The organism is Haemophilus sp. HMSC071C11 (genome assembly GCF_001837655.1).
Lineage (GTDB): Bacteria > Pseudomonadota > Gammaproteobacteria > Enterobacterales > Pasteurellaceae > Haemophilus > Haemophilus influenzae.
Map to the genome: position 1 here is coordinate 62,157 of NZ_KV833409.1, position 24,061 is coordinate 86,217.

At 37.6% G+C, this 24,061-nt stretch carries 20 protein-coding genes; 18 read left to right on the top strand and 2 right to left on the bottom strand.

The genetic code is table 11. From position 1 onward, the window contains the following. Positions 1 to 68: 68 nt before the first annotated feature. Positions 69 to 1,694, bottom strand: a complete 1,626-nt coding sequence (locus HMPREF2644_RS03860) for an ABC transporter substrate-binding protein (protein ID WP_005690697.1) — start codon at positions 1,692 to 1,694, stop codon at positions 69 to 71. A 294-nt stretch (positions 1,695 to 1,988) separates the two neighbouring features. Between HMPREF2644_RS03860 and tal the strand changes: the two genes are divergently transcribed. After that, positions 1,989 to 2,942: a transaldolase gene (tal, locus tag HMPREF2644_RS03865; RefSeq protein WP_005690695.1), complete on the top strand. Its 954-nt coding sequence runs from the start codon at positions 1,989 to 1,991 to the stop codon at positions 2,940 to 2,942. A gap of 648 nt (positions 2,943 to 3,590) precedes the next feature. Here tal and HMPREF2644_RS09050 read toward each other — a convergent pair. Next, positions 3,591 to 3,821 (bottom strand): zinc ribbon domain-containing protein, encoded by a 231-nt coding sequence (locus HMPREF2644_RS09050; RefSeq protein ID WP_083321799.1) that lies wholly within the window; start codon positions 3,819 to 3,821, stop codon positions 3,591 to 3,593. A gap of 196 nt (positions 3,822 to 4,017) precedes the next feature. Between HMPREF2644_RS09050 and HMPREF2644_RS03870 the strand changes: the two genes are divergently transcribed. From HMPREF2644_RS03870 to lpxC, 17 genes are all read left to right on the top strand, one after another. Further along, positions 4,018 to 5,604, top strand: coding sequence for a carbon starvation CstA family protein (locus HMPREF2644_RS03870; RefSeq protein ID WP_005690693.1), 1,587 nt, complete (start codon positions 4,018 to 4,020; stop codon positions 5,602 to 5,604). 201 nt (positions 5,605 to 5,805) lie between these two features. Then, positions 5,806 to 6,261, top strand: coding sequence for a division/cell wall cluster transcriptional repressor MraZ (mraZ, locus tag HMPREF2644_RS03875; protein WP_014550931.1), 456 nt, complete (start codon positions 5,806 to 5,808; stop codon positions 6,259 to 6,261). 30 nt (positions 6,262 to 6,291) lie between these two features. Then, the gene (gene rsmH, locus HMPREF2644_RS03880; protein WP_014550930.1) at positions 6,292 to 7,257 is read left to right on the top strand and encodes a 16S rRNA (cytosine(1402)-N(4))-methyltransferase RsmH; all 966 of its coding nucleotides are present in this window, start codon (positions 6,292 to 6,294) and stop codon (positions 7,255 to 7,257) included. A gap of 2 nt (positions 7,258 to 7,259) precedes the next feature. Continuing rightward, a complete protein-coding gene (gene ftsL, locus HMPREF2644_RS03885; protein WP_005647600.1) occupies positions 7,260 to 7,583 on the top strand; it encodes a cell division protein FtsL in 324 nt (107 codons plus the stop codon). An 11-nt stretch (positions 7,584 to 7,594) separates the two neighbouring features. Then, positions 7,595 to 9,427: a penicillin-binding transpeptidase domain-containing protein gene (locus HMPREF2644_RS03890; protein WP_014550929.1), complete on the top strand. Its 1,833-nt coding sequence runs from the start codon at positions 7,595 to 7,597 to the stop codon at positions 9,425 to 9,427. Positions 9,428 to 9,436: 9 nt separating this feature from the next. Further along, a complete protein-coding gene (murE, locus tag HMPREF2644_RS03895; RefSeq protein WP_011272398.1) occupies positions 9,437 to 10,903 on the top strand; it encodes a UDP-N-acetylmuramoyl-L-alanyl-D-glutamate--2,6-diaminopimelate ligase in 1,467 nt (488 codons plus the stop codon). 13 nt (positions 10,904 to 10,916) lie between these two features. Beyond that, entirely contained in the window at positions 10,917 to 12,290 is a 1,374-nt protein-coding gene (gene murF, locus HMPREF2644_RS03900) for a UDP-N-acetylmuramoyl-tripeptide--D-alanyl-D-alanine ligase (RefSeq protein WP_005686434.1), read from the top strand. Next, the gene (gene mraY / locus HMPREF2644_RS03905) at positions 12,284 to 13,366 is read left to right on the top strand and encodes a phospho-N-acetylmuramoyl-pentapeptide-transferase (protein ID WP_005690686.1); all 1,083 of its coding nucleotides are present in this window, start codon (positions 12,284 to 12,286) and stop codon (positions 13,364 to 13,366) included. The genes murF and mraY overlap by 7 nt, the downstream gene beginning before the upstream one ends. Positions 13,367 to 13,477: 111 nt before the next feature. After that, a complete protein-coding gene (murD, locus tag HMPREF2644_RS03910) occupies positions 13,478 to 14,791 on the top strand; it encodes a UDP-N-acetylmuramoyl-L-alanine--D-glutamate ligase (RefSeq protein WP_005690684.1) in 1,314 nt (437 codons plus the stop codon). 22 nt (positions 14,792 to 14,813) lie between these two features. Next, positions 14,814 to 15,998 (top strand): putative lipid II flippase FtsW, encoded by a 1,185-nt coding sequence (gene ftsW / locus HMPREF2644_RS03915; protein ID WP_070828245.1) that lies wholly within the window; start codon positions 14,814 to 14,816, stop codon positions 15,996 to 15,998. A gap of 11 nt (positions 15,999 to 16,009) precedes the next feature. Further along, on the top strand, positions 16,010 to 17,065 hold the full coding sequence (gene murG, locus HMPREF2644_RS03920) for an undecaprenyldiphospho-muramoylpentapeptide beta-N-acetylglucosaminyltransferase (RefSeq protein WP_005690682.1): 1,056 nt from the start codon (positions 16,010 to 16,012) through the stop codon (positions 17,063 to 17,065). 137 nt (positions 17,066 to 17,202) lie between these two features. After that, a complete protein-coding gene (murC, locus tag HMPREF2644_RS03925; protein WP_005690680.1) occupies positions 17,203 to 18,630 on the top strand; it encodes a UDP-N-acetylmuramate--L-alanine ligase in 1,428 nt (475 codons plus the stop codon). Positions 18,631 to 18,701: 71 nt separating this feature from the next. After that, positions 18,702 to 19,622, top strand: coding sequence for a D-alanine--D-alanine ligase (locus HMPREF2644_RS03930; protein WP_005651831.1), 921 nt, complete (start codon positions 18,702 to 18,704; stop codon positions 19,620 to 19,622). Beyond that, a complete protein-coding gene (locus HMPREF2644_RS03935; RefSeq protein ID WP_005651833.1) occupies positions 19,622 to 20,386 on the top strand; it encodes a cell division protein FtsQ/DivIB in 765 nt (254 codons plus the stop codon). The genes HMPREF2644_RS03930 and HMPREF2644_RS03935 overlap by 1 nt, the downstream gene beginning before the upstream one ends. Positions 20,387 to 20,404: 18 nt before the next feature. Next, positions 20,405 to 21,682 (top strand): cell division protein FtsA, encoded by a 1,278-nt coding sequence (gene ftsA, locus HMPREF2644_RS03940; RefSeq protein ID WP_005667496.1) that lies wholly within the window; start codon positions 20,405 to 20,407, stop codon positions 21,680 to 21,682. Positions 21,683 to 21,765: 83 nt separating this feature from the next. Then, positions 21,766 to 23,031 (top strand): cell division protein FtsZ, encoded by a 1,266-nt coding sequence (ftsZ, locus tag HMPREF2644_RS03945; protein ID WP_005686445.1) that lies wholly within the window; start codon positions 21,766 to 21,768, stop codon positions 23,029 to 23,031. Positions 23,032 to 23,069: 38 nt separating this feature from the next. Continuing rightward, positions 23,070 to 23,987, top strand: coding sequence for a UDP-3-O-acyl-N-acetylglucosamine deacetylase (lpxC, locus tag HMPREF2644_RS03950; RefSeq protein WP_014550928.1), 918 nt, complete (start codon positions 23,070 to 23,072; stop codon positions 23,985 to 23,987). The last annotated feature ends 74 nt before the right edge of the window (positions 23,988 to 24,061 follow it).

Consider the following 24,061-nt stretch of genomic DNA (forward strand, 5'->3'; position numbering starts at 1 on the left):
CAAAATGGGCGAAAAGTGCGGTCAAAAAATACGACGATTTTTAACCGCACTTAAATACGAGCAACGAATTAATGTTTAATAATATAAAGATTGCGTAAGTAAATATGATCTTGTGGATCTTTGCCTGAATAACCTTTTACGTAAGGTTTCACTAAGCGTGGATTTACATAGTTAAAGATTGGTACGATACCGTAATCTTTTGCAAGAATTTCTTCGGCTTTCGCATAAGCTTTTGCACGACCTTCTGCATCAGTTGCTGCGTAAGATTCTGCCATCGCTTTATCATATTCTGGGTTCGCGTATTTCGCGGTATTGTTACTAGAATTAGATAAGAAATAGTTGCCGAATGTTGTTGCTTGGTTGTAATCCGCACTCCATCCTGCACGTGCCGCATCGTAACGACCTGCACGACGGCTATCAATGTAAGTTTTCCACTCTTGGTTTTCTAATTTCACGTCAATCAAACCTTTGGTGTTCGCTTTCCACATAGATGCTGCAGCGATCGCCACTTTTTTGTGGTTTTCATTGGTATTGTAAAGAATGCTGAATTTCAACGGATTCGCTTTACTGTAACCAGCTTCTTCTAAGAGTTTAATGGCTTCTTCATTACGTTGTGCCATCGGTTCTTTTGAATAAGCAGGTTGTTGAATGAGATGGCCTTCTTCGATGTAAGTTGGAGTAAACACATAGGTTGGTGTTTGACCTTGGCCCAATACTTTATCGGTGATCACATTACGATCAAGGGATAAGTTCAAGGCTTTACGAATATTCACGTTATCAAAAGGTGCTTTCTTATTGTTTAATTCATAAGAATAAGTTCCTAGGGTACGAGTAACGTATACTTCGCCTGGCAATTCTTTTTGTAATTTAGCGAATTGTTCTGGCGGTAAACCATAACTGGTCATGTCTAAATCGCCCGCACGATAACGCGCTACATCGGTACTTGGGTTTTCAATGGCGAGGAATGTCGCGCTATTGATTACGGTTTCTTTATCGTTCCAATAAAGTGGGTTACGTTCAAATTCGATTTTTTCGTTAATGATGTGGTTAGCCAGCTTATACGCACCGTTACCCACGTAGTTTTCTTTTTTCACCCATGCATCACCCAATTTTTCGACTACTTTTTGTGGTAATGGCAATAAGGATTGGTGAGTCGTTAAACTGACTGCATAAGGCACAGGATTGGTTGCATGAACCACAAAGGTGTAATCATCTTTTGCTTCCACGCCTAATTCAGCCGGTTTTTTCTTACCGTCAATAATGTCTTGCGCATTTTCAACTTGTAAATAACTTAAGTAACTCGCATAAGGTGCAGCAGTTGCAGGATCCACTAAACGACGCCACGCAAACACGAAATCGTGTGCAGTAACAGGATCTCCGTTTGACCATTTAGCATCTTTACGTAAATGGAATGTCCAGGTTTTGAAGTCAGGTGTATTTTCCCAGCTTTCAGCCACACCCGGTTGAAGTTTACCTTCAGAGTCTGAGGTGACTAAGCCTTCAAGTAATTGATAAGCAACGTTAGATTCTGGCACACCTTCGGTTTTGTGTGGGTCAAAACTTTGTGGTTCAGCTCCGTTATTGATGACGATATGTTGTTTTTCATCTAATTGTGTTCCTTCAGGCACTATAACTGCTTGTGCAGAATAGGAAAGAGCAAGAGCGATTGCAGAGAAGAGTAGTTTGTGTTGCATTTGAGCCTCCTTGTCATTAGGCAATATTTTTATAAAAAGTCTTCTACTTATTAGCTCAAAAATTCATTTTTGTAAAGATTTGTCAGGAAATTATTTGAAGAAAAATTGAGTTTTGTGAGTTGTGTCTAATAAATCGCTAAAAAAATTGCTAAAAGTGATGATATGAGAGGGGGGAATCTAGGATGTATTGATTTTTCCTATTGTAAATATTTTCCTACATAAATTACCCTTTTAATGCTAATTGTGCTATCGTAACCTGATTAGATTTAAACAAGTCCATTCAAGGAGAATACAATGACAACACAGTTAGATTCACTTCGTAATATGACCGTCGTCGTAGCTGATACTGGCGATATTGATGCAATCAAAAAATACCAACCACAAGATGCAACAACAAACCCATCTTTAATTTTAAGTGCTTCAGCATTACCACAATATGCACCATTAATTGATGAAGCGATTGCTTATGCAAAAGCTCAAAGTGCGAATAAAGCACAGCAACTTATTGATGCAGAAGATAAATTAGCGGTAAATATTGGTTTAGAAATTTTAAAAATCGTTCCGGGACGTATTTCTACTGAAGTGGATGCTCGCCTTTCTTACGATACCCAAGCAACGGTTGAAAAAGCACGTAAATTAATCGCACTTTATAATGCAGCTGGCATCTCAAATGATCGTATTTTGATTAAAATCGCTTCCACATGGCAAGGTATCCGAGCTGCAGAAATCCTTGAAAAAGAAGGCATTAACTGTAACTTAACCTTATTATTCTCTGAAGCGCAAGCTCGTGCTTGTGCAGAAGCGGGCGTTTACTTAATTTCGCCATTTGTAGGTCGTATTTTAGACTGGTACAAAGCAAACTCCGACAAAAAAGAATATGCGCCAGCAGAAGACCCAGGCGTTATTTCTGTTACCAAAATCTATAATTACTACAAAGAATATGGCTACAACACCGTTGTGATGGGCGCAAGTTTCCGTAATGTAGGCGAAATTACTGAACTTGCAGGTTGCGATCGCTTAACTATTGCACCGGCGTTACTGAAAGAATTACAAGAAAATTCAACCGCACTTATACGCAAACTAGAATACAAAGGCGAAGTAAAAGCGAAACCACAACCATTAACAGAAGCTGAGTTCTACTGGCAACATAACAGCGATGCTATGGCTGTTGAAAAATTAGCAGAGGGTATTCGTAAATTTGCTATTGACCAAGAAAAATTGGAAACCATGCTTTCAGCAAAACTTTAATCTATAATTCAATATAAAAAATAACCGCACTTCAATCTGCTCTTGAATTAGTTAAAGAAAATATTTAACTAATTTGAGTGCAGATTTTTTATTTATTAAGATATAAAAGTGCGGTAAAAATTCGGTGTATTTTTGTTTATTTACTCCTAGCGGCAATAGATAATGGTTACAGAAATATTATTAAGTAATACATTTTCATAACAAAATAGATGAAATTTATTATAAAAATATTTTAATAAAGATAAATTATATTTTTAATTTATACTAAATTAGTAGTTAGAATTTTAACTTGCGATAATCAGATAAAAGTGGTAGTTCTCTTAAGATTTTATACATTCCAGAATGACTACCATTTGATATATGATTATAAATTAGCTTAATAAATCACTTAATTTCTTAATTAAGATAATTTTTCTTTCCTCAAAGAATTGATCAAAATTACCAATAGATAAGTTCACATCAGGTATAAAGATGGTTGTCGAAAAAAGAGGTTATATTAGATTTTGCATTTTTATCTACCATTCTTCAAGAGAAGCATCTTTTTTTCGATGTATTTTCATCAAGCCATTGTAAGTTATAAATAGAATTATAATTTTTATCAGCTTTTTGAGTTAATAGTAACTCCTTAATAAATTTATCATTGATAGATTAATTTACCATCCAGCTTGTGACTGCGATAAAAATAGCAAAGATGCAAAACCAAATTATGTGGAGTTTTGTGCTTTTACGATTGACTTCTTCATTATGTAAGCGTCGAGCTTCTAATCTTTGTTTGTACATCTCTAGATCTTTTTGTTTGAAAGAGAAGCCGCAATTAGGGCAATTTTCTGCATTTTCACTAATCTTTTTTCTGCATTCAGGGCATCCTGTTAAGGACATATTTGCTTTTATACCTATTCAATTACTTATTTATTAGCATTTTAATGGATGTTTTAGATTTTACAAATGTGATACAAGTCACAAATCTTATAAAAATCTTTAAATTCAATTTTGATTTGACGTAATTTGAAATAGAATACAGCCGCTTGTTTAGGGCATATAAATACTTTTACTTTATTTTTTGAGGAGCCTTCCTATGTTATGGTTTTTCTTTTGTGTAGCCGTGTTGATTATCGGTTACTTTATTTATGGAAAAATTATCGAAAAAATTTTTGTGATTAATCCAAAACGTCAAACACCTGCTTACCAAGTAAATGATGGTGTGGACTATATGCCAATGTCTAAAACGAAAATTTGGCTAATTCAATTGTTAAATATTGCGGGAACAGGCCCTATTTTTGGCCCTATTCTTGGTGCATTATATGGACCTGTTGCAATGCTTTGGATTGTTATTGGTTGTATTTTTGCGGGCGCAGTACACGATTATTTCTGTGGTATGTTAAGTATTCGTCACGGTGGCGCAACAATGCCATATTTGGCGGGTAAGTTTTTAGGTCGTCCCGTTAAAGTCTTTATCAATACATTAGCACTTGTGTTGCTTTTACTTGTCGGTGTTGTGTTTGTGGCAAGCCCAGCTCAATTAATGGGTACCATTACAATGGATGTATTTGGTGCTTCGCAAAGTGCGTTAGTGCTTGGTGATGCAGAGGCAGTTCATCATTCTGTTGAAGCTGGTGGGATTAAAGTATGGGGAATGGATAAAGCAACAGTGGTTGCTCTGTGGACAGCAATTATTTTTGCTTATTATATTCTTGCAACCTTACTTCCAGTTGATAAGATTATTGGTCGAATTTATCCACTCTTTGGTGCGTTATTACTCTTTATGTCAGTTGGTATGGTATACGGATTAGTTGTTTCACATTTTAGTGCAACAGATCCAATTGAGTTTTTCCGTACAATCAATGCTGATGGCGAGGGTTTAACTTGGGCGAAATTTACACAAAATTTCCAAGTGAAAGGTGATGTTCCAATTTGGCCACTTTTATTCTTAACTATCTCTTGTGGCGCATTATCAGGTTTCCACGCAACGCAAACTCCATTAATGGCGCGTTGTACAGAAAATGAAAGTGAAGGTCGCTTCATTTTCTACGGTGCAATGATTACTGAGGGGGTAATTGCATTAGTATGGTGTATGGTTGGTCTTGCATTCTATGAAAATCCACAAGCGTTACAAGATGCAATTTCAGCAGGTTCTCCATCTAAAGTTGTGTATGATAGTTCGTTACATTTCTTAGGTTTTATTGGTGGTATTTTTGCCATATTAGGCGTGATTGTTCTTCCTATTACTTCTGGCGATACTGCATTCCGTGCTGCGCGTTTACAGATAGCCGAAATTTTTAATGTTGATCAACGTTCATTACCTAAACGTTTATTAATTGCTGTGCCGTTGTTTGTATTAGGTTATTTTATTTCAACCATTGATTTCAGCGTATTATGGCGTTATTTCACTTGGGCAAACCAAATGACAGCAATGGTAATGTTATGGACTGCAGCGGGATATTTATATCGTTATCATAAATTCCACTGGGTTGCGTCTCTTCCTGCGTGGTTTATCACAACAGTATGTGCAACTTATTTGTTCTACAACAAAATTGGTTTCGGCTTAGATTATCAGCTTTCTGTGTATCTTGGTTTAGCAACAACCATCGTTTGTATCGTATTGTTCTTCACAATGCTTAAACCATTAGGTACGCGAGATGAAGAAGCTTATATAAATAATTAGTCAATAAAATTTGATGAAAAAAGCCGTTTGAATTGTTTATTCAAACGGCTTTTTTATTTTGATAAAAATCAGTTGCTTTAATGTGGAATTACTTGCAAGTTGAGCGAACAAATTATAAACTTGCCAGAAGTGGAGAAAAGTGGTGTTTTGTGGAGATTTTTAGAGATTTTCTAAAAATAAGTTCAATTTTTAAGGCGTAATATGTTTCGTGGTGCAACGGCGGTTAATTTAGATTCTAAGGGACGTGTAGCGATTCCAACTCGCTATCGCGCTGAAATTCTTGAAAAGAACCAAGGGAAAATGGTTTGTACTGTAGATATTCGCCAACCCTGTCTTTTACTTTATCCCCTTGATGAATGGGAAAAAATCGAACAAAAACTTCTCGCACTTTCTAACTTTGATCCTACCCAACGCCGTTTGCAGCGAGTAATGCTTGGCCATGCCACTGAATGTGAGATGGATGCTCAGGGTCGTATTTTGCTTAGTGGGCCATTACGCCAACACGCAAAATTAGAAAAAGGTTTAATGTTGGTAGGGCAACTTAATAAATTTGAAATTTGGAGCGATGTAGAATGGCATACTCAAATTGCAGAGGATATAGAAATTGGCTCCAGCACAGATTTTGCTGCTGATGCGTTAAATGATTTCTCATTATAGAAAATAATGTAGTACTTTTATCTTAAATTTATGAATAGCGAAAATTCCTTTTCTTCATCTGAACATATTACAGTTTTACTTCACGAAGCCGTGAATGGCTTGGCATTGAAGGAGAATGGCATTTATATTGATGGTACTTTTGGGCGTGGGGGGCATTCTCGGTTTATCCTTTCTCAACTTTCTTCTAATGGTCGTTTGATAGCTGTAGATCGCGATCCTCGTGCTATTGCAGAAGCACACAAAATCCAAGACTCGCGTTTTCAGATTGAACATAACAGCTTTTCGCATATTCCTGAAATTTGTGACAAATTAAATTTAGTGGGCAAAATTGACGGTATTTTGCTTGATCTTGGTGTGTCTTCCCCTCAGCTTGATGAAGCAGAACGTGGTTTTAGTTTTATGAAAGATGGCCCGCTTGATATGCGTATGGATACAACTCAAGGTTTATCTGCTGAAGAATGGTTAAAACAAGTGTCCATTGAGGATTTAACTTGGGTGTTGAAAACTTTTGGCGAAGAGCGTTTCGCTAAACGTATTGCCACTGCTATTGTTGATTTCAATAAAAGTGCGGTAAAAAATAGCACAGAATTTTTATCGCGTACCAGTCAATTGGCGGAACTTATTTCACAGGCAGTTCCTTTTAAAGATAAACATAAACATCCTGCGACGCGTAGTTTCCAAGCTATTCGTATTTTTATTAATTCGGAATTAGATGAATTAGAAAGTCTGCTTAATTCTGCGTTAGATATGTTAGCACCAGAAGGTCGTTTATCAATTATTAGTTTCCATTCTTTAGAAGATAGAATGGTGAAACATTTTATGAAAAAACAAAGTAAGGGCGAGGATATTCCCAAAGGTTTACCATTGCGAGAAGATCAAATTCAGCGTAATCAAAAATTAAGAATTATTGGTAAAGCCATTCAGCCAAGTGATGCAGAAATTCAAGCAAATCCTCGTTCAAGAAGTGCCATATTACGTGTGGCAGAGAGAATTTAGCGATGTCTGAAAATAATAAGCCTCGTTATCCGTTACAGCAGATTTTAGTCGAAGATTTATTTTCTTCAAATAAGTTAGTGGTGTTGCTGTTAATAGGGATTTTAGTTTCTGCAATGGGAACGATTTGGATAACCCATAAAACTCGCCAATTAATTTCTGAAAATGGAATGTTAATTTTACAGCGTCAAGCACTTGAGAATGAATACCGTAATTTACAAGTGCAGGAAGCTACGGAAGGGGATAGCACGCGTGTAGAATCTATTGCGATTAGTACATTAAAAATGAAAGTTGTTTCTTCAGAGCAAGAAGTTGAAATTAGAGAATAATAGGTAAAAAAATGGTGAAATTTAATTCCTCGCGTAAATCAGGTAAGTCAAAAAAAACAATTAGAAAATTGACCGCACCTGAAACTGTAAAGCAAAACAAGTCTCAAAAGGTGTTTGAAAAATGCTTTATGCGTGGACGTTATATGCTTTCTACGGTTCTTATTTTACTCGGTCTGTGTGCTTTAGTCGCACGAGCAGCTTATGTTCAATCTATTAATGCCGATACGTTATCAAATGAAGCGGATAAGCGTTCTTTGCGTAAAGATGAAGTATTATCGGTGCGTGGTTCTATTTTAGATCGTAATGGTCAGCTTTTATCTGTAAGCGTGCCGATGAGCGCGATTGTGGCAGATCCAAAAACGATGTTGAAGGAAAATTCGCTTGCGGATAAAGAACGAATTGCAGCTTTAGCCGAAGAATTAGGTATGACTAAAAATGATTTAGTGAAAAAAATTGAGAAAAATTCTAAATCTGGTTATTTGTATTTAGCACGTCAAGTTGAATTAAGTAAAGCTAACTATATTCGTAAATTAAAAATTAAGGGTATTATTTTAGAAACAGAGCATCGCCGTTTTTATCCTCGTGTAGAAGAAGCTGCACACGTGGTGGGTTATACGGATATTGATGGAAATGGTATTGAAGGCATTGAGAAAAGTTTTAATTCCCTGCTTGTTGGTAAAGACGGTTCACGTACTGTTCGTAAAGATAAACGAGGAAATATTGTTGAACATATCTCCGATGAGAAAAAATATGATGCACAAGATGTTACCTTAAGTATCGATGAAAAATTGCAATCTATGGTGTATCGTGAGATTAAAAAGGCGGTGTCTGAGAATAATGCAGAATCTGGTACTGCGGTGTTAGTTGATGTTCGTACTGGGGAAGTGTTAGCTATGGCGACTGCGCCCTCTTATAATCCAAACAACCGTGTCGGCGTGAAATCAGAGTTAATGCGTAACCGTGCAATTACCGATACTTTTGAGCCAGGTTCTACGGTAAAACCTTTCGTTGTTTTAACCGCACTTCAACGAGGTGTAGTTAAACGAGATGAAATTATTGATACTACGTCCTTTAAATTAAGCGGTAAAGAAATTGTGGACGTTGCACCACGTGCTCAGCAAACTTTAGACGAGATTTTAATGAACTCTAGTAACCGTGGTGTAAGTCGTCTTGCATTACGTATGCCACCTAGCGCATTAATGGAAACTTATCAAAATGCAGGTTTAAGTAAACCGACAGATTTAGGCTTGATCGGAGAACAAGTTGGGATTTTGAATGCAAATCGTAAACGCTGGGCAGATATTGAGCGTGCAACAGTCGCTTATGGTTATGGTATTACTGCGACACCTTTACAAATTGCTCGTGCCTATGCAACCCTTGGTAGTTTCGGTGTTTATCGCCCGCTTTCTATCACTAAAGTTGATCCGCCAGTTATTGGGAAACGGGTTTTCTCTGAAAAAATAACTAAAGATATTGTGGGAATTTTAGAGAAAGTAGCAATTAAAAATAAACGCGCAATGGTGGAAGGCTACCGTGTCGGCGTAAAAACAGGTACGGCACGTAAGATTGAAAATGGACATTATGTAAATAAATATGTGGCATTTACTGCGGGTATTGCACCAATTAGTGATCCTCGTTATGCATTAGTGGTTTTGATCAATGATCCAAAAGCAGGAGAATATTATGGTGGTGCGGTTTCTGCCCCTGTATTCTCTAACATTATGGGCTATGCGTTACGTGCAAATGCTATTCCGCAAGATGCTGAAGCAGCTGAAAACACAACAACGAAAAGTGCAAAACGAATTGTTTATATTGGCGAACACAAGAATCAAAAAGTGAATTAAGGAAAAATTATGAAAAAACTCACCGCACTTTTTAATTTGCCTGAATTAAAGAATGATATAGAACTCCATAATATGGTGTTAGATAGCCGTAAGGTTAAAGCTGGCGATCTTTTTGTGGCGATAAAAGGTCATCAGGTGGATGGAAATCAATTTATTGATTCTGCTCTTCATTCTGGTGCGAGTGCGGTGGTTTCTGAGACAGAATTATCTAGCGAGCATTTAACTGTGGCGTTTATCAGGAATGTGCCGGTAGTTAAATATTATCAACTTGCACGTCATCTTTCGTCCTTAGCTGATGTTTTTTATGATTCGCCCTCTAAAAATTTAACCCTTGTTGGCGTTACAGGAACAAATGGCAAAACCACTATTTCTCAATTATTAGCGCAATGGGCGGAATTATTGGGGCATCGTGCGGCTGTGATGGGAACCATTGGTAATGGACTTTTGGGGCAAATTGTAGAAGCTAAAAATACGACAGGTTCAGCAGTAGAAATTCAGTCATCTCTTTCAACTTTCAAACACGCAGGTGCAGATTTTACCTCTATTGAAGTTTCATCACACGGTTTGGCGCAGCATCGTGTAGAAGCCTTGCATTTTAAAGCGGCAATTTTCACGAATTTAACCCGTGATCATCTAGATTATCATCAATCTATGGAAAATTATGCTGCGGCGAAGAAACGCTTGTTCACTGAATTAGATACCCAAATTAAAGTGATTAATGCTGATGATGAAATTGGATACCAATGGCTAACTGAACTACCTGATGCTATTGCCGTAAGTATGAATGCGGATTTTAAAGTAGGTTCACACCAATGGATGAAAGCAATAAATATCCATTATCATTTTAAAGGTGCAGATATTACTTTTGAATCTAGCTGGGGTAATGGTGTTTTGCATAGCCCATTAATTGGTGCTTTTAATGTAAGTAATTTATTATTAGTAATGACCACGTTGTTATCGTTTGGTTACCCATTGGAAAATTTACTCGCTACGGCGAAATCTTTAAAAGGAGTATGTGGAAGAATGGAAATGATTCAATATCCAAATAAACCAATCGTTATTGTAGATTATGCGCATACACCAGATGCGTTGGAAAAAGCGTTGATTGCTGCGCGTGAACATTGCCAAGGCGAATTATGGTGCATCTTTGGTTGTGGCGGAGACCGTGATAGAGGCAAACGTCCGTTAATGGCACAGGTTGCAGAGCAGTTTGCTGAAAAGATTATTGTGACAAAAGATAATCCACGAACAGAACCACAAAGCCAAATTGAAGCAGATATTGTAGCTGGCTTTAAAAATATGGAAAAAGTGGGGATTATTCCTGATCGCGCACAGGCGATCCAGTTTGCGATTGAAAGTGCGGTAGAAAATGACGTGATTTTAATTGCTGGAAAGGGTCACGAGCATTATCAAATTATTGGTTCGGAAGTTGTGCATTTTTCCGACCAAGAAATTGCACTTGATTTCTTAAAATAATAATCACTCAATTATGATTAAACTCTCTACTGTACAACTTGCACAGATTCTTCAAGCTAAATTAATTGGCGATGAAAATGTGCAAGTTGAAGAAATTAATACGGATACTCGAAAAAGCGTATCAAATAGCTTATTTTTTGCTTTAAAAGGCGAAAAATTTGATGCTCATCAATATCTTGATCAAGCGGTGTCACAGGGTGCGCTTGCGCTTGTTGTTCAGCAAGAAAACTCGTCTATTTTAGTTCCTCAACTTGTGGTTAAAGACACTCGTATTGCTTTGGGCGAGCTTGCAAAATGGTTACGCGAGAAAATTAATCCGCGTACTGTGGCGATGACCGGCTCTTCTGGAAAAACCACAGTAAAAGAAATGACAGCAAGTATTTTGCAGCATACCGCAGCAGATTCAGAAGCGGTACTTTTTACCAATGGTAACTTCAATAACGATATAGGTGTGCCTTTAACTCTGCTTCGCTTAACAGAAAAACATCGTTTTGCTGTGATTGAACTTGGTGCAAATCATCAAAATGAAATCAATTACACCACAAAATTAGTTCAACCTAATGCCGCATTGATTAATAATATTGCGCCCGCACATTTAGAGGGGTTTGGTTCTTTAGCGGGAGTTGTTCAAGCAAAAGGCGAGATTTATCGAGGTTTAACAAAAAATGGTGTGGCGATTATCAATGCTGAACATAATCACTTAGATATTTGGCAAAAAGAAATTAGTAATCACGCCATTCAATATTTCAACGGCAAGGACTATTCCGTCAAAAATGTTCAAGGTAACGAACAAGGTTCAACCTTTACGTTAGTTTCTCCGCAAGGCGAAATTGATATTAGTTTACCTTATCTTGGAGAGCATAATGTAAAAAATGCTTTAGCTGCTACCGCACTAGCGATGAATGTTGGTGCTACGCTTGCCGATGTCAAAGCTGGATTAGAACAACGTTCACAAGTGAAAGGGCGTTTATTTCCTATTCAAGTAACGCCTAATTTATTGTTATTAGATGATACTTATAACGCAAATAAAGATTCTCTCTGTGCGGCTATTGATGTCCTAAAAAGTTATGATGCTTTCCTTATTCTATGTGTCGCAGATATGAAAGAATTGGGCGAAAATTCTCTCGCTATTCATCGTGAAGTTGGACAATATGTTAATTTGGTAAATTTAGATTTGGTGTGTTCTTATGGCAATGAAAGTGCGGTTATTTCTGAGGCTGTTTTGGGTAAGCATTTTACGGATAAAACTGAAATGGTGGATTTCTTAGTTCCACTTATTGAAAACCAATTACAACAAAATAAAAAAGTTGTGGTGCTGGGAAAAGGCTCACGCTCAATGAAAATGGAAGATGTGATCTATTCATTAAAGGATAAAATTAAATGTTAGTCTGGCTTGCTGAATATCTTGTTCGTTACGAAACCGCCTTTAATGCGATTTCTTATATTACCGTCCGCGCAATTCTTGCATTATTAACCGCACTTTTTATCTCACTTTGGATTGGCCCTAAAGTGATCAAACGTTTACAGATCTTAAAATTTGGTCAAGAAGTGCGAAATGATGGCCCTGAAAGTCACTTTGCAAAAAAAGGCACACCCACTATGGGCGGTGTGATGATTTTATTCTCTATTGGCGTAAGTACGTTATTATGGGCAAATCTTGCTAATTCTTATATTTGGGTTTGTTTATTTGTTTTATTTGGATACGGCGCAATTGGTTTTGTGGATGATTTCCGTAAAATTACCCGTAAAAATACTGATGGATTGATTGCGCGTTGGAAATATTTCTGGATGTCTGTGGTGGCATTAGTGGCAATCCTTTGGCTTTATTGGCTTGGTCACGACACTGATGCCACCCGTTTAGTGATTCCATTCTTTAAAGACATTATGCCTCAGTTAGGTTTGTTCTATATTGTGTTATCTTACTTTGTGATTGTTGGAACCGGTAATGCAGTGAATTTAACCGACGGTTTAGATGGATTAGCGATTATGCCTACTGCGCTTGTTGCAGGTGCGTTTGCTTTAATTGCTTGGGCTACAGGTAACGTGAATTTCGCAGAATATTTGCACATTCCGTATATTAAATACAGTTCTGAAGTAGTGGTGTTCTGTACAGCTATTGTTGGCGCGAGTTTAGGATTTTTATGGTTTAATACTTATCCAGCTCAAGTATTTATGGGGGACGTGGGTTCTCTAGCATTAGGTGGTGCGCTGGGTGTCGTAGCAATTCTTGTTCGTCAGGAATTTTTGCTTGTGATAATGGGTGGTGTATTTGTTGTTGAAGCACTCTCTGTTATTTTGCAAGTAGGGTCTTATAAGTTACGCAAACAACGCATTTTTAGAATGGCACCGATTCACCACCATTTTGAATTGAAGGGATGGCCTGAGCCAAGAGTGATTATTCGGTTTTGGATTATTTCCTTAATGTTAGTGTTGATGGGATTAGTCACCTTGAAGTTGCGTTAATAAATGTTGTGAGGTTCGCTCTTTCAGTTTTTGAAAGAGCGAGCTTTTACGTTATAAATTGATATTCCCATCAGCAAAATTTAAAACTTATAGTAATTAAGAAGAAATAAAATGAATGCCTATCAAAACAAAAATATTACGATCATTGGGCTTGGCAAAACAGGTCTTTCTTGTGTGGATTATCTCTTATCCCAACAGGCTAATATTCGTGTGATTGATACCCGAAAAAAGCCTACTGGTATTGATAAACTTCCTCAAAATATCCCTCTTCATACTGGTAGTTTAAATCAGGAATGGTTACTTGAAAGCGATATGATTGTTATTAGCCCAGGGCTTGCGGTAAAAACACCAGAAATTCAAACCGCACTTAAAGCGGGAGTGGAAGTAATCGGCGATATTGAATTATTCTGCCGCGCAGCGACAAAGCCAATTGTAGGGATTACAGGTTCAAATGGAAAAAGTACTGTTACTACTTTAGTTTATGAAATGGCGAAAGCTGCTGGCGTGAAAGTTGGTATGGGCGGAAATATTGGGATTCCCGCTTTGTCATTGTTGAATGAAGATTGTGAACTTTATGTACTAGAGCTTTCTAGTTTTCAGCTTGAGACAACTTATAGCTTAAAAGCTGCGGCTGCGACTGTTTTGAACGTGACTGAAGATCATATGGATCGCTATATGGATTTAGAAGATTATCGCCAAGCAAAATTACGCATTTATCATAATGCTGAGGTCGGAGTTTTGAATAATGAGGATAAGCTGACTTTTGGTGAAGGTGAAAATCAAGCGAGACAAACCGTTTCTTTTGCGGAAAATAGTGCGGATTATTGGCTAAAAACTGAAAATGGCAAGCAATACTTAATGGTAAAAGATGAAGTAATTTTGCCTTGTGAAGAAGTAACATTAGTCGGTCGCCATAATTATATGAACATTTTGGCAGCAACAGCATTGGCACAAGCTGTCGGTATTAATTTAGATTCAATTCGTACCGCACTTCGTCATTTCAAAGGGTTAGATCATCGTTTTCAATTAGTGCATCAAGCTAATGGTATTCGTTGGATTAATGACTCTAAAGCAACAAATGTGGGGAGTACAGTTGCTGCATTAGCTGGGCTTTATATTGAGGGTAAATTGCATTTGTTGCTAGGCGGAGACGGAAAAGGGGCTGATTTTTCAGAATTAGCTGAATTAATTAATCAACCACACATTATTTGTTATTGTTTTGGTCGAGATGGTGTGCAGCTTGCAAAATTTTCATCACAAAGCTATTTGTTTGAAACAATGGAACAAGCGATAGAATTTTTACGCCCAACATTGCAAAGCGGAGATATGGTATTATTGTCGCCTGCTTGTGCAAGTCTCGATCAGTTTGCTTCTTTTGAAAAGCGCGGCGAAGAATTTACGCATTTAGCGCAATATTCAGCCTAATTTAGTCATTAATAAAAATAAGATGGAATTTTTACAGAACATCAAAAAAAATTACGATGAATGGACACGCATCACACCTCAAGGTTTGTTGTATGATCGCGCACTATTTTGGTTATTTGTTATTTTGCTTTTAATTGGTTTAGTGGCAGTAACATCTGCTTCTATTCCTTATAGCTCTCGTTTATTTAATGATCCTTTTTACTTTGCAAAACGCGACGCTATTTATGTGCTACTTTCTTTGCTCACTTGTTATATTTCATTACAAATTTCTTCTTCGCAATGGGAAAAATGGCACGCTAAAATTTTTTTATTTTCTGTCATATTATTATTGCTTGTCCCTTTTATCGGTACATCGGTTAATGGCGCAAAACGTTGGATTTCATTGGGGATCTTAAACTTTCAACCTGCAGAATTTGCAAAATTGGCTTTGACTTGTTTTTTAGCAAGTTATTTCACTCGTCGTTATGATGAAGTGCGGTCGCGACATATTAGTATTTTTAAACCGTTTATTGTTATGCTTGTATTGGGTTGTTTTCTTTTATTGCAACCTGATTTAGGTAGTACAGTCGTGCTATTTATTATTATGTCTGGGATGCTTTTTATCGTAGGGGCGAAAATTTTACAGTTTGTAGGATTGATAGCATTAGGTGGAATCTTATTCGTTTGGCTAGTATTGACCGCCTCTTATCGGTTAAAGCGATTTATAGGATTTTTAGAACCCTTTAAAGATCCTTATGGCACTGGTTTCCAATTAACAAACTCTCTTATAGCATTTGGGCGGGGAGAAATTACTGGCGAAGGATTAGGTAATTCAATTCAAAAATTAGATTATCTGCCTGAAGCACATACCGATTTCATTATGGCGATTATCGGCGAAGAATTTGGATTTATCGGTATATTGATTGTTATTCTTTTATTAGGTTTATTAATTTTTCGTGCAATGAAAATTGGACGAGAATCCTTAATGTTAGAACAACGTTTTCGAGGTTTTTTTGCATTAGGTATTGGTTTTTGGATTTTCTTTCAAGGCTTTGTGAATTTAGGTATGGCTCTTGGAATGCTACCAACTAAAGGTTTAACCTTTCCACTCGTGAGTTATGGTGGTTCGAGTATTATCATTATGTCCGCCACTATTGGTATTTTATTGCGAATTGATCACGAAAATCGTTTATTTCGTATAGGTCAAGCACGCTTGCGTGATGATTAGAGATAAAAAAGATGAAAAATAAAAAATTATTAGTGATGGCGGGTGGCACTGGCGGTCATGTTTTTCCTGCCATTGCAGTTGCTCAAACTTTACAAAAACAAGAATGGGATATTTGCTGGTTAGGTACGAAAGATAGAATGGAGGCTCAACTTGTACCAAAATATGGTATTCCTATTCGATTTATTCAAATTTCTGGTTTGCGTGGTAAAGGTATAAAAGCTTTGTTAAATGCGCCTTTTGCCATTTTTCGTGCCGTGTTGCAGGCAAAAAAAATTATTCAAGAAGAAAAGCCTGACGCTGTACTTGGTATGGGAGGCTATGTTTCTGGCCCCGCTGGCGTTGCGGCAAAACTTTGTGGTGTACCAATCATTTTACATGAACAAAATGCGATAGCGGGTTTAACGAATAAGTTATTAGGTAAAATTGCAACCTGTGTATTACAGGCATTTCCAACTGCTTTTCCTCATGCTGAAGTAGTAGGAAACCCAGTTCGAGAAGATTTATTTGAGATGCCAAATCCTGATATTCGTTTTTCGGATCGTGAGGAAAAATTACGTGTCTTAGTGGTTGGTGGTAGTCAAGGAGCGAGAGTGCTTAATCATACTTTACCTAAAGTAGTCGCCCAGCTTGCAGATAAATTAGAGCTTCGTCATCAAGTAGGTAAAGGTGCGGTAGAAGAAGTCAGCCAACTTTATGGCGAGAATTTAGAACAAGTTAAAATAACAGAATTTATTGATAATATGGCAGAGGCTTATGCTTGGGCTGATGTGGTTATTTGCCGTTCTGGCGCATTAACCGTATGTGAAATTGCAGCAGTGGGAGTCGCAGCAATTTTTGTACCATTCCAACATAAAGATCGCCAACAATATTTAAATGCGAAATATTTATCAGATGTTGACGCGGCGAAAATTATAGAACAGGCAGATTTAACGCCTGAAATGCTAGTGAATTATTTAAAAAATTTAACTCGTGAAAATTTATTGCAGATGGCATTGAAAGCGAAAACAATGTCGATGCCTAATGCGGCACAACGTGTAGCTGAAGTAATTAAACAATATTCAAACTAGGGGTTGTGGCGTTTTATAAATAGCCTCAGTCATAAGTATTTTTTATATCCAAAAGTGCTAATATTAGAAATAAAAACGTTGCGAATTTTAACCGCACTTTTAGTTGAGTTTTGTCATTGGGAGAAAAGGAAAAATAAATGAAACATTCCCACGAAGAAATTAGAAAAATTATCCCTGAAATGCGCCGTGTACAGCAAATTCATTTCATTGGCATTGGTGGTGCGGGAATGAGCGGCATTGCAGAAATTTTATTAAATGAAGGTTATCAAATTTCAGGTTCAGATATTGCCGATGGCGTAGTCACTCAACGTTTAGCTCAAGCTGGGGCAAAAATCTACATTGGTCATGCAGAAGAACATATTAAAGGTGCCAGTGTTGTTGTTGTGTCTAGTGCGATAAAAGATGATAACCCTGAATTAGTTGCATCGAAACAAAAACGCATTCCAGTGATTCAACGCGCACAAATGTTGGCGGAGATTATGCGTTTTCGTCACGGTATTGCTGTTGCAGGAACACACGGGAAAACGACAACAACAGCAATGATTTCAATGATTTACACCCAAGCTAAACTTGATCCGACTTTTGTAAATGGTGGTTTAGTGAAATCGGCGGGTAAGAATGCACATTTAGGGGCAAGTCGTTATTTAATTGCCGAAGCCGATGAAAGTGATGCGTCGTTTTTGCATTTACAGCCAATGGTATCTGTTGTAACTAATATGGAGCCAGACCATATGGATACTTACGAAGGCGATTTTGAAAAAATGAAAGCCACTTATGTGAAATTCCTGCATAATTTACCATTCTATGGTTTAGCCGTGATGTGCGCTGATGATCCTGTTTTAATGGAACTTGTGCCAAAAGTTGGTCGCCAAGTGATTACATATGGTTTTAGTGAGCAGGCAGATTATCGCATTGAAGATTATGAACAAACAGGTTTTCAAGGTCATTACACAGTGATTTGCCCAAATAATGAACGTATTAATGTGTTGCTCAATGTTCCTGGAAAACATAATGCATTAAATGCAACGGCTGCACTTGCTGTAGCAAAAGAAGAGGGTATTGCTAACGAGGCAATTTTAGAGGCTCTGGCTGATTTTCAGGGGGCTGGTCGTCGTTTTGATCAGCTAGGCGAATTTATTCGTCCAAATGGTAAAGTGCGTTTAGTTGATGATTATGGTCATCATCCAACAGAAGTAGACGTAACCATTAAAGCAGCGCGAGAAGGCTGGGGAGATAAACGTATTGTAATGATTTTCCAACCGCATCGTTATTCGCGCACTCGTGATTTGTTTGATGATTTTGTACAAGTGCTTTCGCTAGTAGACGCTTTGATTATGCTTGATGTGTACGCAGCGGGAGAAGCCCCTATTGTTGGCGCTGACAGTAAATCTCTTTGCCGTTCCATTCGTAATCTTGGTAAAGTTGATCCTATTTTGGTATCAGATACTTCGCAACTAGGCGATGTTCTCGATCAAATTATTCAAGATGGCGATTTGATTTTGGCACAAGGTGCTGGTAGCGTAAGTAAAATTTCTCGTGGCTTGGCTGAATCTTGGAAGAATTAATGCCAGATGGATTGATTGAAAATCTTAGTATTAGAAAAGTATCATCAGTAAGAAGAAAAACAGGATAGAAAATGAACTTAAAACAAGAAAAAATCGCGGTGTTATTAGGCGGCACATCTGCTGAACGTGAAGTTTCTTTCAATTCAGGCAAAGCGGTATTAGAAGCATTATTAAAGCAAGGTTATAATGCACATCCTATTGATCCTAAAGAATATAATGTTGCAAATCTTAAAAAGGATGGCTTTAATCGAGCATTTAATATTTTGCACGGTCGTGGTGGAGAAGATGGCACAATGCAAGGTTTATTAGAGCAAATTGGTTTGCCTTATACGGGGTGTGGCGTGATGGCTTCTGCATTAACGATGGACAAAATGCGTACAAAAATGTTGTGGAAAGCTTTTGGTTTACCTGTTGCAGATATGAAAGTGGTTACCCGAGAAACTTTTTCTGAATTAGATCCTCAGGCTGTTGTGGCAAAATTAGGCTTACCATTAATGGTTAAACCCTCTTTAGAAGGCTCTAGCGTTGGCTTAACGAAAGTAAAAGCGGTAGAAGAGTTAAAAAGTGCGGTGGAATATGCGCTTAAATTTGATAATACCATTCTAATTGAAGAGTGGTTAGCTGGCGATGAATTAACTGTGCCTGTGCTTGACAATCAAGTATTACCCGCAATTCGTATTGTTCCAGAGGGCGAATTTTATGATTATGAAGCGAAGTATATTTCTGATAATACGCAATATTTCTGCCCAGCAGGTTTAACGCCTGAACGCGAGCAAGAGTTAGCAATATTAGTAAAACGTGCTTATGATGCACTGGGATGTCGTGGTTGGAGTCGTATTGATGTAATGTGTGATGCAAAAGGTAATTTCCGTTTGGTTGAGGTTAATACTAATCCTGGAATGACGAGCCATAGTTTATTCCCAAAATCTGCAGCGACAGTAGGTATTTCTTTTGAGCAACTCGTCGTGAAAATTTTGGAGTTGAGCCTGTAATGAACATTCTGAAAAGAAAAACGCCACAGAATATTCGTTTTGGAGAACAAAAGCCTAAATATTATTTTCATATTCGGGCTTTTGCGGTATTGCTTGGTGTCTTTTTTTTACTTGGTGTTTATTTTAATTGGCAAAGCATTTTAGAAAAAATGGATGATAAGCCGATTAGTGCATTTGCACTTGTTGGACAAAATACCTTTACTACTGCTGATGATATTAAAGAAAGCCTATTAAAAATGGGCGAATTAAAAGGATTTTGGGGGCAAGATGTGGCACCGATTCAAGAGCAAATTGAGGCTTTACCTTGGGTTAAAGGTGCAATCGTAAGAAAAATGTGGCCAAATCGTTTAAGTATTTGGGTATCAGAATATCAACCTGTTGCGTTTTGGAATCAAAATCAATTTGTTACCCTTGATGGTATCGTTTTTCAGCTTCCCTCTGTACGTTTAACTGCAAAAAATTTGCCCTATTTGGGCGGGCCCGATTATCAGAGTTTGAAAGTAATTGAGACGTGGAACCAAATTTATATTAATTTAAAATCAAATAATATAATGGCAAAGGGAATTAATATTGATGATCGCGGTGCGTGGCAGATCCAGCTTGATAATGATATTGTGCTAAAATTAGGTCGTGGCGATTGGAAATCAAAACTTGAGCGATTTGTCACAATTTATCCGCAAATTGATGTGCCAGAAAACAAAAAAATAGATTATATAGATTTAAGATATACGGCAGGTGCAGCTGTAGGTATGGTTGATAGATAAAAATAACTGGGTGCGAAAATGGTTAAAGGTGTGGAAACAAAAACAATAGTAGGTTTAGAGGTTGGCACGTCAAAAGTGGTCGCTGTAGTTGGCGAAGTATTTCCTGATGGTGTAGTGAATGTGCTTGGTGTAGGCAGTTGTCCTTCAAAAGGGATTGATCGTGGCAGCATCACTGATCTTGATGCCGTAGTGGGTTCGATTCAACGTGCTATTGAAGCGGCAGAATCTATGGCTGATTGTCAGATTATGAGTGTGACTTTAGCTATTACTGGAGAGCATATTCAAAGCCTCAATGAAAGTGGTTTTGTGCCGATAGCAGAAAGTGAAGTAACACAAGAGGAAATCGATTCCGCACTTCATACAGCAAGCTCAATAAAATTGCCAGAAGGCTTATCTTTATTGCATGTTATTCCACAAGAATACGCTGTTGATCGTCAGATGAACATTAAAAATCCATTGGGATTACAAGGCGTGCGTTTAAAAGCACAAGTACATTTGATCGCTTGTCATCAAGATTGGCAAAATAACTTAAAAAAAGCCGTTGAACGTTGTGGATTGCAAGTGGATAAAGTGGTTTTCTCTGGTTTTGCAGCAACACATTCTGTGCTAACTGAGGATGAAAAAGATCTCGGCGTGTGTTTAATTGATTTTGGTGCTGGCACAATGAACGTGATGGTTTATACGAATGGAGCATTACGTTTTAGCAAGGTAATTCCTTACGCAGGAAATATTGTGACAAATGATATTGCGCACGCTTGTACAATTTCGCGAGCAGAAGCAGAACGGATCAAAGTGAACTATGCTAGTGCATTTTACCCAGCTCGTTTGCACGGAGATAAAAAAATTGAGGTGGCAAGTATTGGCGGTCGTGCGCCTCGTTCATTAACAAAAAGTGATTTATCTTTAATTACATCAGCTCGTTATACGGAGCTTTTAGGCGTGGTAAAAGATGAATTAGATAAGTTAAAAGCTGAATTAGAAGCAAAACATATTAAATTTGAATTAATTGCAGGTGTGGTAATAACTGGTGGTGGAGCGCAGATTGAAGATCTTAAAGAATGTGCTTCAAATGTTTTCCATTGTCAGGTGCGTATTGCGAGTCCATTAAATATTACTGGTTTGACTGATTACGTGAATCGTCCACAATATTCAACGGTGGTGGGATTATTGCAATATAATCACAGTAATAGTGATGATGATTTAATTTCAGGAAGTGATGATTCTGAAGGAACTTTCTTTGAATCTATTTGGCAAGGAGTAAAAAAAATTGTCAATAAAGTGCGGTCAGAATTTTGATTATTTTAATTTTTCATCTACAATAAAGGGAATTTATATTTTATATATTTAGTCAGCTTATCTGGCAGTAACGGAGAACATCAATGCTATACCCAGAGTACCCTGAGTACGATAATTTTAACGAATCCGGCGCACTGATCAAAGTCGTAGGTGTAGGCGGTGGCGGTGGCAATGCCGTAAACCATATGGTAATGAATATGGTAAAACAAGAAATGGGCGGAACCTTTGTTGGCGAAAGTTCATTAACATCAGAGGAACACGGTCGCATAGTATTTTATGCCGTCAATACTGATGCTCAAGCATTGCGTAAAAGTCAAGTTCAACAGACCGTACAAATTGGTGGAGAAACAACCAAAGGTTTAGGTGCTGGGGCAAATCCGAATATTGGTCGTAAGGCAGCTGAAGATGATCAGGATGAAATCCGCAAAATGCTTGAAGGTGCCGATATGGTCTTTATTGCAGCAGGTATGGGCGGCGGCACAGGTACGGGTGCGGCACCTGTTGTTGCTAAAATTGCTAAAGAACTGGGTATTTTGACTGTTGCTGTAGTGACTAAACCTTTTGCCTTTGAAGGCAAAAAACGTATGCAATTTGCAGAGCTTGGTATTAAAGATTTATCCCAATATGTTGATTCAATGATTATTATTCCGAATCAACAAATCCAAAAAGTTCTCCCTAAAAATGCTAAATTAATTGATGCTTTTGCTGCTGCAAACGACGTATTGCGTAATTCTGTAATGGGAATTTCAGATATGATTACCTCTCCTGGTTTAATTAACGTGGACTTCGCTGATGTAAGAACGGTAATGTCAGTTCAAGGGCAAGCTATGATTGGTTTTGGTTCAGCTGTGGGAGAACCCGGTGCAGGTAGAGCAGAAGAGGCAGCTCGTCTTGCAGTACGCAATGATCTTCTAGAAAAAATCGATCTTTCTAACGCTCAAGGAATTTTAGTTAATATTACTGCTGGAATGGATTTAGTTTTTGAAGAGTTTAACATTATAGGTGAGACAATAGGTAGTTTTGCTTCTGAAGAAGCTACAGTTGTTGTTGGTACGAGTTTAGTGCCTGAGATGAGCGATGAAATTCGTGTAACTATTGTGGCAACTGGTCTCGGTGAAATTGCAGGAAATGAACCAATTCAGGTTGTTCGTCAAGGGCTTTCTACGCAGAATATTGAAGGTGAAGGACGTGTAAACATTGTTCCTGAACTTCATCGTCGTGAATCTGTTGAAGTGTCAAGAGCTGCATCAGAAGAATATCAACGGCCGTTAGATAAACCGATTACAGATCGCTTGGAAGCATTTAAGAAAAATAATTTCTTTAATCCTGCACAGCGTGAAGAAAATTAATAAGTTTCGGAAAATACCTAGTAAATGAAGGTAGTAGAATGATTAAACAAAGAACATTAAAACAAAGTATTAAAGTTACAGGCGTTGGCTTGCATAGCGGTGAAAAAGTGACATTAACTTTGCGCCCAGCTATGCCAAACACTGGTGTTGTTTATTATCGTACAGATTTAAACCCTGCGGTGGCATTCCCTGCTGATCCTAATTCAGTGCGTGATACAATGCTTTGTACCGCACTAATTAATGAACAAGGTGTGCGTATTTCTACCGTCGAGCATTTAAATGCAGCTTTGGCAGGGCTTGGTATTGATAATATTATTATTGAAGTTGATGCTCCTGAAATTCCAATTATGGATGGTAGTGCTAGTCCGTTTATCTATTTGTTGTTAGATGCGGGAATTGAAGAACAAAATGCAGCGAAAAAATTTGTTCGTATTAAGGAATATGTTCGAGTTGAAGATGGCGATAAATGGGCTGAATTTAAGCCTTACAATGGTTTTCGTTTAGATTTTACTATTGATTTTGACCATCCTGCGATTGGCAAAGATGTACGTAACTATGAAATGAATTTTTCTGCCCAAGCATTTGTTCATCAAATTAGCCGAGCAAGAACTTTTGGCTTTATGAAAGATATTGAATATCTTCAATCTCAAGGTTTAGTATTAGGTGGTAGCCTTGATAATGCGATTGTTCTTGATGATTATAGAATTTTAAATGAAGATGGTTTACGTTTTAAAGATGAACTTGTTCGTCATAAAATGTTAGACGCAATTGGTGATCTTTATATGGCTGGTTATAACATTATCGGTGATTTTAAAGCCTATAAATCAGGTCACGGTTTAAATAACAAGTTACTTCGTGCTGTTTTAGCAAATCAAGAAGCGTGGGAATTTGTAACCTTTGAAGATAAAGAGCAAGTGCCACAAGGGTATGTAGCTCCAGTGCAAGTGCTTATTTAATTGTTTTATTGTTGAAAAAGCTATATTTCTGGTGGGAAGTATAGCTTTTTTATTTCATCTCGTGCTTAAATATC